The organism is Nonomuraea sp. NPDC050786, assembly GCF_040654115.1.
GTDB lineage: Bacteria > Actinomycetota > Actinomycetes > Streptosporangiales > Streptosporangiaceae > Nonomuraea.
This window is the reverse complement of sequence record NZ_JBFAHJ010000017.1, coordinates 212,571-220,397: the sequence shown is the minus strand read 5'-3', so window position 1 is coordinate 220,397 and position 7,827 is coordinate 212,571. Positions and strand designations below refer to the sequence as shown.

The following is a 7,827-nucleotide window of genomic DNA, read 5'->3' as shown; positions in this document are numbered from 1 at the left end:
GCGACAGCCTGGCCCTGCTCGAAAAACTCTTCGCCGACATCCTCGACGGCCACCCCCTCCTCGGCCGCGCCCACAACGACGGCGCACACTGGCTCGCCTTCCGCACCCTGACCAACCGCACCTGGCACCACGGCAACCTCGCCCTGGTCGGCGACGCCGCCCACACCACCCACTACTCCATCGGCGCCGGCACCGCCCTCGCCCTCGGAGACGCCGCCTTCCTGGCCCACTCCCTCTACCAGCACCCCCACCTCGAGACCGCCCTGACCCACTACGACCGGCGACGCAGAGCCGAGATCAGACGCATCCAACGCGCGGCCCGCTACAGCGCCCAGTGGTACGAGAACCTCCCCCGCTACATCGACCTGCCACCGGTGGAGATGTTCGCGCTGCTGGAACAGCGGCATTCGCGGCTGCTCCCGCACGTCCCGCCACGGCTGTACTACAAGATCGGCCACTTGGTCGATCGGGTCGTGTCACTCCGCAAGCCACGCGGAACATAAGGCCGCGGACCTCACCCGCCCCGCCCCGGTTTCAGCCGCGCACCATCTTCTCCGTCATGCCGCACACCGGGCAGGCCACGCGGGCGGTGTCGGCGCACAGCGCGGTGGCGCAGATCGCGCACCGGCCCTCGAACGCCAGCCGCCCACGCTTCTTGCGCTCGCCCAGATGCGGCAGCGCGATGCCCACCGCCCGGTGGCGACAGGCGCTCTGTTCGGCGGAGGCGGCGCGTTTGGGGGCGGGTCCGGGCACCGCGAGGAGCATCCGGGCCTCGCGGTAAGGGGTGTGTCCGTACGGGGCGCGTTCGGCCAGCGCCTCGCAGAGGACGTCGCGCAGCACGTCGTCGGGCAGGGCCAGCAGGTGCGGCAGGAGCCGGGCGACGGTGATCCGCGACACGGCGTCGCGCAGCTCGTGGAGGGCCATCGCACGCAGCGCCTCCTCCGGGCCGGGCACGGCTGGTCCGCTCATCTCAGAAACGCTCGCCTCAGGAACGCTCATGTCAGGAACGCTCATGTCAGGAGCACTCATGTCAGGAGCGCTCATGTCAGGAACGCCGGCTCGTCGCAGATCGGGCAGCGCACGTGCTTGCGGCTGCCCGTCAGGCGCACCTGGCACCGCCCGCAGCCGCCGTGCTGCACCAGGCCCCAGTCGACGTCGAGCGGGTCCTCGTCATGCTCGGGGTCGGGGTAGGCCACGGCGATGTGGTCGATCTGGCCGCTCCACTGCCCGCTGCGGGGATCCCGGTCGCGAGAGGCCACGGCCATGAAGTAGCGGTTTCCTCGGGAGTCGTCCTCGTCGCCGTACGGACGGCGCTGCTCGAAGACCTGCCGCAGCAGGTACATCAGCCATTCGTCCGGCAGCGACCGCAGATGCGTGACGAGTGCGTACGGATTGAGCGTTTCGGACATGCAGCGATGATCTCAGCCGCCGGGTGCCCTGTCCCTCACCCCTTTCCTCCGGGAAACGCAACCGGCGGCCCCCGATTCGCCATGCCGGCGGCACGTGTCACCGTGAGCCGGGCACGTGCGGGCTAGCGTGACGAGGGTGAGCATCACCGCTGGTAACTACACGTTCGGAGCAGAGTCCGGCCGGCTCCTCGTCCATACGACCCGTACCGGGCTGGGCGCGAAGGCCGGCCATGATCTCACCATCGAGGTCACCCGCTGGCGCGGCACCGCCGTCCTCGACGCCGCCGACCCGGCCAACTGCTCAATGACGGTCGAGGTCGACGCCGGTTCGCTCGAGGTCAGGGAGGGGACCGGCGGCGTCAAGCCGCTGACGGACTCCGATCACGCGGAGATCGAGCGGACCATCCGGGAGAAGATCCTGCAGGTACGGAAGCACCCGACGATCATGTTCCGGTCGTCGCGGGTGGACGGGACCGCACAGTCGTTCCGCGTCGAGGGCGACCTCACCCTCGCCGGGGTCACGCAGCCCATCGAGGTCCAGGGCTCGCTGACCGATGAGCGCGTGCAGGGCTCGGCGACCGTCGTGCAGACCCGGTGGGGCATCCGGCCCTACTCCGCGCTGCTGGGCGCGCTCAAGCTCAGCGACGAGGTCGGGATCTGGTTCGACGTCGGCCTCGTACCGAAGCTGTGACCGGGCGGCCGGGCACCGCCGTCACCCCGTCGGAGGCGGCGCGGCGGGCAGGTTGGCGTACTGTCCTGCTCTCAGCTGGACCGGGACGTTCACGCGGACGGGCGCGGCGCCGCTGAAGGCGAAGGTCATCGGCACCGTGGCGCTGCGCACGCCGCTGACGGTGCCGATGGGCCTGTCGCCGGTGCCGACGGGCTGGTTGGGAGGCAGGGTGATGGGACCTGCCAGCTGTACGGAGCCGCCGCCGTCCACGGTGATCCGGTCGAGCCGGGCCGGCCGGCTGCCGGAGTTGATCAGCACGGCGTACAGGGCGAGTTGCGGGGACGGCGAGTCCGGGTCCGCGCCGTCCAGGAGGAAGGCGTTGCGCAGGTGCAGCACGCCTTGGATGTCGGCGTTGGCCCCGCTGTTCGGCGTGTACGTCTGCGACGGGTAGGTCCCCATCGACGCGCAACCGGTGGCGGCCACGGCCATCCCGATCATCGCAGAGCTGATGGCTCGCATAGCCACGCCTCCCTTTTCGTCACTCCATGCAACTGATCCGCTACCCTGGGACGGCGATCCGAATCAGGTGGAATTCCGTCGACGGCGACTCGCGCCTCATCGGGCGGCGGCGGCTCCGGTGGCGGTGGCCGGGCGCCACGGTCCCATCGGTGCCGGCCGGCCGGCGAGCAGCGGAGTGCTCTCGGCGTGGGCCTCGGCGTCCAGGTCCGCGGCGACCATCATGGCCACCAGCTCCTCGAACTCCACCTTCGGCCGCCACCCCAGGACGGACGCGGCCTTGCTCCAGTCGCCGACGAGCAGGTCCACCTCGGCGGGCCGGACGAGATGCGCGGAGGTGCGGACGTACCGCGACCAGTCGCCGACGCCGATCTGCGCGAAGGCGACGTCGAGGAACTCGCGCACGGAGTGGGTCACGCCGGTCGCGATGACGTAGTCGTCCGGCAGGTCCTGCCGCAGCATGAGATGCATCGCCGCCACGTAGTCCCCGGCGAATCCCCAGTCGCGCATGGCGTCCAGGTTCCCGAGGACCAGTTCGTGCTGCAGGCCCAGCGCGATCCGCGCCACCGCTCGCGTGATCTTGCGGGTGACGAACTCGCGGCCGCGGCGCGGCGACTCGTGGTTGAACAGGATGCCCGAGCTGGCGTGCATGCCGTACGTCTCGCGATAGGTGACGGTCATGTGGTGGCCGAAGACCTTGGCGACCCCGTACGGCGAGCGCGGCCACAGCAGGGTGGTCTCGTTCTGCGGGACCGCCTGCGCCTTGCCGAACATCTCCGAGCTCGACGCCTGGTAGAAGCGCACCTGGCGGCCGCTCCGCTCCTGGTGCAGCCGGGCCGCCTCCAGCATGTTGAGCACCCCGCCGCCGGTGACGTCGGCGACCATGCGCGCGTTCTCCCAGGAGTGGGCGACGAAGGAGATGGCGCCCAGGTTGTACACCTCGTCGGGGTCGGCGCGGGCGAAGGCGCGCATGAGGCTGGGCAGGTCGAGCAGATCGCCGGTGAGCAGGCGCACCTCGGGCAGGACCTGCTCCAGCCAGGCGGCCTTGGGGTTGCTCTGGCCGCGCAGCAGCCCGAAGACCTCGTACCCTTCGGCGAGCAGGAGCTCCGCCAGGTAGGACCCGTCCTGACCGGTGATCCCGGTGATCAAGGCTTTCCGCACGCTGGTCCAGCACCTTTCTCCGGCCCGCGTCCGGACGTGCGGCTCCCCCGGCGCCCGGTCACTCGGGGTTCACCGTGAACACGGGAAAGTAGCTCGTCACCCTGCCCGCGGCGTAGTCGTCGGCGAGCCTCGGGACGTCCTCGAAGTCGTAGGTCCGGATCATGTCCGGTCCGGGGATCCACCCGGTCGTCGCCTGGTAGTCCCGGATCCAAGGGGAGTCGCCGGAGCGCCACACGTGCGTGTTGATGTGCAGGTGCCGCTTGATGCACTCGACGGCGCGGCGCGTCTCGGTGACCATGCCGTGCTTCCAGCCGAGGGTGGTCAGCACCCCCTGCCGTCCGAGCGCCTTGAGCGTGGGCCGCAGCAGCGGCGCGCCGATGTTGTCGATGAAGATCGCGGCGCCGTGGCCGTCGCTGAGGGACTCGACGATCCGCAGGAACTCCTTCTCGGAGGTCCGGTACCGCTCCACCAGGTCCGGGTCGCCCTCGTCGAGCCGCCGGCTCAGCTCCAGATCCGGGAACGTACGCCGGTCCACCGGCGTGATGCCCAGGCCGGCCAGGCAGGACAGCCGCTCGTCGCTGCCGGCCGTCATGGCGACGCGGAACCCGGCCCGGCGCGCGAGCTCGAGTTCCGCCAGGACGACTCCGCCTCCCCAGCCGAACACCAGATGGTCCTCGGCGGCGACGTCCGGCAGCTGTCCCCGCCAGCAGGCGTACGCCACCCGCCAATTGTCCCAGGCCGAGAAGTACCGGGCGTAGGTGGCCCATTGGGGCAGGGAGTAGGCCGAGCCGGACGGCAGCGGGAGCAGCATGCGTGCCGCGACCTTCGTCCGCTTCGCCAGGAGCCCGATCGTGCCCGGGGCGTCGTACGCGTAGGCCAGTTCCGCGTAGCCGTAGCGGTCGCACCTGCCGAAGGGCATCACCATGCACACGTCGCCCTCGGAGAACGCCCGCGCCTGCGGCGCCTGTCCGGTGCGCAGCACGCGTACCACGCCGATGTTGCCGAGCACGACGGACGGCTCGCCGCGCTGCCGGCAGATGTCCACCGGCGAGCGGGACAGGGCGTGCTCCAGGTTCGCCTCCCACGAGCCGTACAGGGGCTCGACCAGCACCTCGTCGTCGTCCAGGTCCGGAAAGGCGAACATCTCCCTGCGCAGGTTGGCCGCGCCGCCGGGCGCCGGCCCGCCGCCCTTCGGCCCGGCGTGGAGGACCCACGCGTCAGTCGTGATCATTCGTCCGCTTCCTTTCCGTCCCGCGCGTCCGCCGGCGGGGCCCACCAGTGCCGCCGGTCCGACCATGGATAGGGCGGCAGGTCGACATGTCGCCCTGCCGGGTACAGCGCCTCCCAGCGCACGTCCACGCCACGGCAGTACAGCCGCCCGAGCAGGTCCAGCACGGACGCGTCCGGACCGGCCTGCCGTTCGTCGTCCGAGGCGGCTCTGACCGGAGGGCGGCCGAGCGGGCCGGGGGGTGCGCAGATCCGGCCGATCTCCACGACGCCGTACCCGCCCTCTCTGGCCAGTACGGATGCCGCGGCGGCGAGCGCGGCCGGATTGTCGTACCGGCACAGCGCGGGCGGGTCACCGCCGTCCGGGCCGCCGGCGGACGGGCAGGCGGCCGCCAGGGCCGACCTGATCGCCTCCTCCAGCGGCAGCCCGCCGATGAGGTGCCGTGCGGCCGGCACGCCGAGCCCGGCGCACAGCACCAGGGCCGGTTCGCCGGCCACCGACCGCCACCAATGTCCGAGAGCTATCTGGGCCAGCACGGTGAGCACCCGCGCCCTGGCGTGGTCATTCACGGTGGCCACGTCGCCCACGGGAGCGGCCAAGCCGACACCCGCCCCTTCTTCGCCCATGGGGGCGGCCAAGCCGACGCCCGCCTCAGCGACCACGGCGGCTGCCAAACCGACACCTGGCCTACCACCCACCCCGGCCGCCAGACCGACACCCGCCTCGGCGACCACACCGGCAGCCAAGCAAGCAGCCGGTCGATAACCCGCGTCGGAGGCCAGACCGGCACCCGGATTGGCGCCCACGGCGGCGGCCAGATCGCCACCCGGTCGACGACCCACGGCGGCGGCCGGACCGGCACTCGCCTTGGCGTCCACGGCGGCGGCCGGACCGGCACCCGGATTGGCGCCCACGGCGGCGACCTGGCGGACACCGGTCTCAGCGGCCACGGCGGCGGTCACGGCGGCGGTCACGGCGGCGGTCTCAGCCGCCACGGCGGCGGCCAGGTCGACGCCGATCACAGCTGCCACAAGGGGCGCCGCCTCGGCGATGAACCGGCGGATCGGGTCGCTGCCGGCCAGGGACACCATGGCCGGCCAGGCGTCACCGGCGCCCAGGCACCACGCCGTCCGTGCGGCGACGGCCGCGCGTCGGGCCCGCGCCCGGGGCCCGCTCCCGCCCGCCGCCAGCCGGCGCAGCGCCGCGGCCAGCTCCTCTCTGGTGCGCCCGACCACCGCCCCCCGATACGCGAGATGCGAGCGCCGCCGCGCCGCGGTGTAGGCGACGTCGGCCGGCGTGACCGCGGGTCCACCCCGTTCGAGCCGGTCCGCGAGCAGGGCCGCCAGCGCACGCGACGCCGCTTCGTCGTGGGCCGAGATCGGAACCAGGACCGGCTGCGGCTCGTGACGCGGCTCAGACACCCCGGCGACCCGCGGTTCATGGCGCGGCTCAGACACGCCGGCAGCTCGCAGCTCGGCCGGCGCGCCGGTAAGGACGACGTGGGCGTTACTGCCACCCTGGGCGAACGCACTGGCACCGGCCACCCTCGGCTCGGCTTCCCGTGGCCACGGGCGCGTGTCACTGGGGATGACGATCGCCGGCGGAAGGGCGCCGAGGTCGGGATGAGGACGGGCGAAGTGCAGGTTCCCCGGGATCTCCCCATGGTGCAGGCACAGCACCGTCTTGATCAGGCCGATCATGCCGGACGCGGCGAACAGGTGGGACACATTCGTCTTGACGGCGCCCACCACCAGCGGGCGGTCGGCAGGCCGGCCGGGTAGCAGCTCGGCGGCGAGCGCGCTCAGCTCGGCCGCGTCCCCCAGGGAGGTTCCGGTGCCGTGGCTCTCCACGTATGTCGCCGTCCGCGCGGGGATCCCGGCGTCGTCGTAGGCGGCGCGGATGACCGCGCGCTGCGCGGAGACGGCCGGGATCCCGTACCCGGGACCGCCGCCGTTGTGGTTGATCGCGCTGCCGCGCAGCACGGCGAGCACACGGTCGGCGTCCCGTTCCGCGTCGGCCAGGCGTTTCAGCACCACCACGCCGCAGCCCTCGCCGATCCCGTAGCCGTCGGCCCCGGCGTCGAACGTACGGCACCGGCCGTCCGGCGAGAGCGTGCCCGACTCGGCGATGCCGGCGCCCGAGTGCTCGGCCATCATCAGGTTGACGGCCCCGACCAGCGCCACGTCGCACTCACGCGCCCGCAGGCTCCGGACGGCCAGGTGCGTCGCCAGCAGGGCCGACGAACAGCCGGCGTCCACGGTCAGGCTGGGGCCCCGAACACCCAGGAAGTACGACAGCCTGGCACAGGCGGTGCTGTGGGAGTTGTTGACGACGGCGTGATCGTGCCGCGGCGCGGTGCCCAGCCGGGAGACGCCCACCTGCCAGTAGTCGTGCGTGCCGAGGGTCAGGAAGACTCCCGTCGCGCTGCCCCGTACGGTCTGCCGGGGCATTCCCGCGTGCTCCAAGGCCTCCCAGGCGGTCTCCAGCAGGAGCCGGTGCTGCGGGTCCATGGCGGCCGCCTCGCCCGGCGCGATGCCGAAGAACTCGTTGTCGAACCGGTCGACGTCATCCAGGTAGGAGCCGGGAAGCCCGGTCACGTCACCGTCCGGCCCGGCTGTGCGGCGCTCGAGCGCGCCCACCAGGTCGGTGCCGTCCCGCAGGGCGCGCCAGAACTCGTCGGCGCCTCGGATCCGGCCCGGCAGACGGCACCCGATCCCCACCACGGCGATCGGCAGGGCCCGCTGCTGCTCTGCGCGATCGAGGCGGCCCTCCAGATCTTCGATGGTCGCCAGCGCGCGTTCGAGCAGCTCCCGATGCGGCGGATCGATGTCCATACCCGTCCC

At 72.4% G+C, this 7,827-nt stretch carries 8 protein-coding genes; 2 read left to right on the top strand and 6 right to left on the bottom strand.

What is annotated here, in order from left to right; translation table 11 throughout:
- A partial coding sequence (locus AB0H84_RS28840; RefSeq protein WP_357610675.1) for an FAD-dependent monooxygenase occupies positions 1-503 on the top strand: 503 nt, incomplete at its 5' end.
- 31 nt (positions 504-534) lie between these two features.
- Here the strand turns inward: AB0H84_RS28840 and AB0H84_RS28835 are convergent.
- Both AB0H84_RS28835 and AB0H84_RS28830 read right to left on the bottom strand, forming a co-directional pair.
- Positions 535-969 carry a hypothetical protein gene (locus tag AB0H84_RS28835; protein ID WP_357610672.1) on the bottom strand — a complete coding sequence of 145 codons (435 nt, stop codon included), beginning with the start codon at positions 967-969 and terminating at the stop codon, positions 535-537.
- Positions 970-1,040: 71 nt separating this feature from the next.
- Positions 1,041-1,409 carry a hypothetical protein gene (locus AB0H84_RS28830; protein ID WP_357610670.1) on the bottom strand — a complete coding sequence of 123 codons (369 nt, stop codon included), beginning with the start codon at positions 1,407-1,409 and terminating at the stop codon, positions 1,041-1,043.
- A 136-nt stretch (positions 1,410-1,545) separates the two neighbouring features.
- Here AB0H84_RS28830 and AB0H84_RS28825 point away from each other — a divergent pair, with 136 nt between their 5' ends.
- Entirely contained in the window at positions 1,546-2,100 is a 555-nt protein-coding gene (locus tag AB0H84_RS28825) for a YceI family protein (protein ID WP_357610667.1), read from the top strand.
- Between the two features lie 21 nt (positions 2,101-2,121).
- Here the strand turns inward: AB0H84_RS28825 and AB0H84_RS28820 are convergent, their stop codons facing one another.
- The 4 genes from AB0H84_RS28820 to AB0H84_RS28805 form a co-directional block, all read right to left on the bottom strand.
- Positions 2,122-2,598 carry a hypothetical protein gene (locus AB0H84_RS28820; protein ID WP_357610664.1) on the bottom strand — a complete coding sequence of 159 codons (477 nt, stop codon included), beginning with the start codon at positions 2,596-2,598 and terminating at the stop codon, positions 2,122-2,124.
- A 96-nt stretch (positions 2,599-2,694) separates the two neighbouring features.
- A complete protein-coding gene (locus AB0H84_RS28815) occupies positions 2,695-3,756 on the bottom strand; it encodes a GDP-mannose 4,6-dehydratase (RefSeq protein WP_357610661.1) in 1,062 nt (353 codons plus the stop codon).
- Positions 3,757-3,814: 58 nt separating this feature from the next.
- Positions 3,815-4,987 (bottom strand): hypothetical protein, encoded by a 1,173-nt coding sequence (locus AB0H84_RS28810; protein WP_357610658.1) that lies wholly within the window; start codon positions 4,985-4,987, stop codon positions 3,815-3,817.
- Positions 4,984-7,818 carry a beta-ketoacyl synthase N-terminal-like domain-containing protein gene (locus AB0H84_RS28805; RefSeq protein ID WP_357610655.1) on the bottom strand — a complete coding sequence of 945 codons (2,835 nt, stop codon included), beginning with the start codon at positions 7,816-7,818 and terminating at the stop codon, positions 4,984-4,986. Before AB0H84_RS28805 ends, AB0H84_RS28810 begins: the two co-directional genes overlap by 4 nt.
- Between the last annotated feature and the right edge of the window lie 9 nt (positions 7,819-7,827).

Coding starts and splice junctions, on each gene's coding strand:
- AB0H84_RS28810 (WP_357610658.1), bottom strand. CDS start 4,987: ATGATCACGACTGACGCGTGGGTCCTCCACGCCGGGCCGAAGGGCGGC.
- AB0H84_RS28805 (WP_357610655.1), bottom strand. CDS start 7,818: ATGGACATCGATCCGCCGCATCGGGAGCTGCTCGAACGCGCGCTGGCG.
- AB0H84_RS28830 (WP_357610670.1), bottom strand. CDS start 1,409: ATGTCCGAAACGCTCAATCCGTACGCACTCGTCACGCATCTGCGGTCG.
- AB0H84_RS28820 (WP_357610664.1), bottom strand. CDS start 2,598: ATGCGAGCCATCAGCTCTGCGATGATCGGGATGGCCGTGGCCGCCACC.
- AB0H84_RS28835 (WP_357610672.1), bottom strand. CDS start 969: ATGAGCGGACCAGCCGTGCCCGGCCCGGAGGAGGCGCTGCGTGCGATG.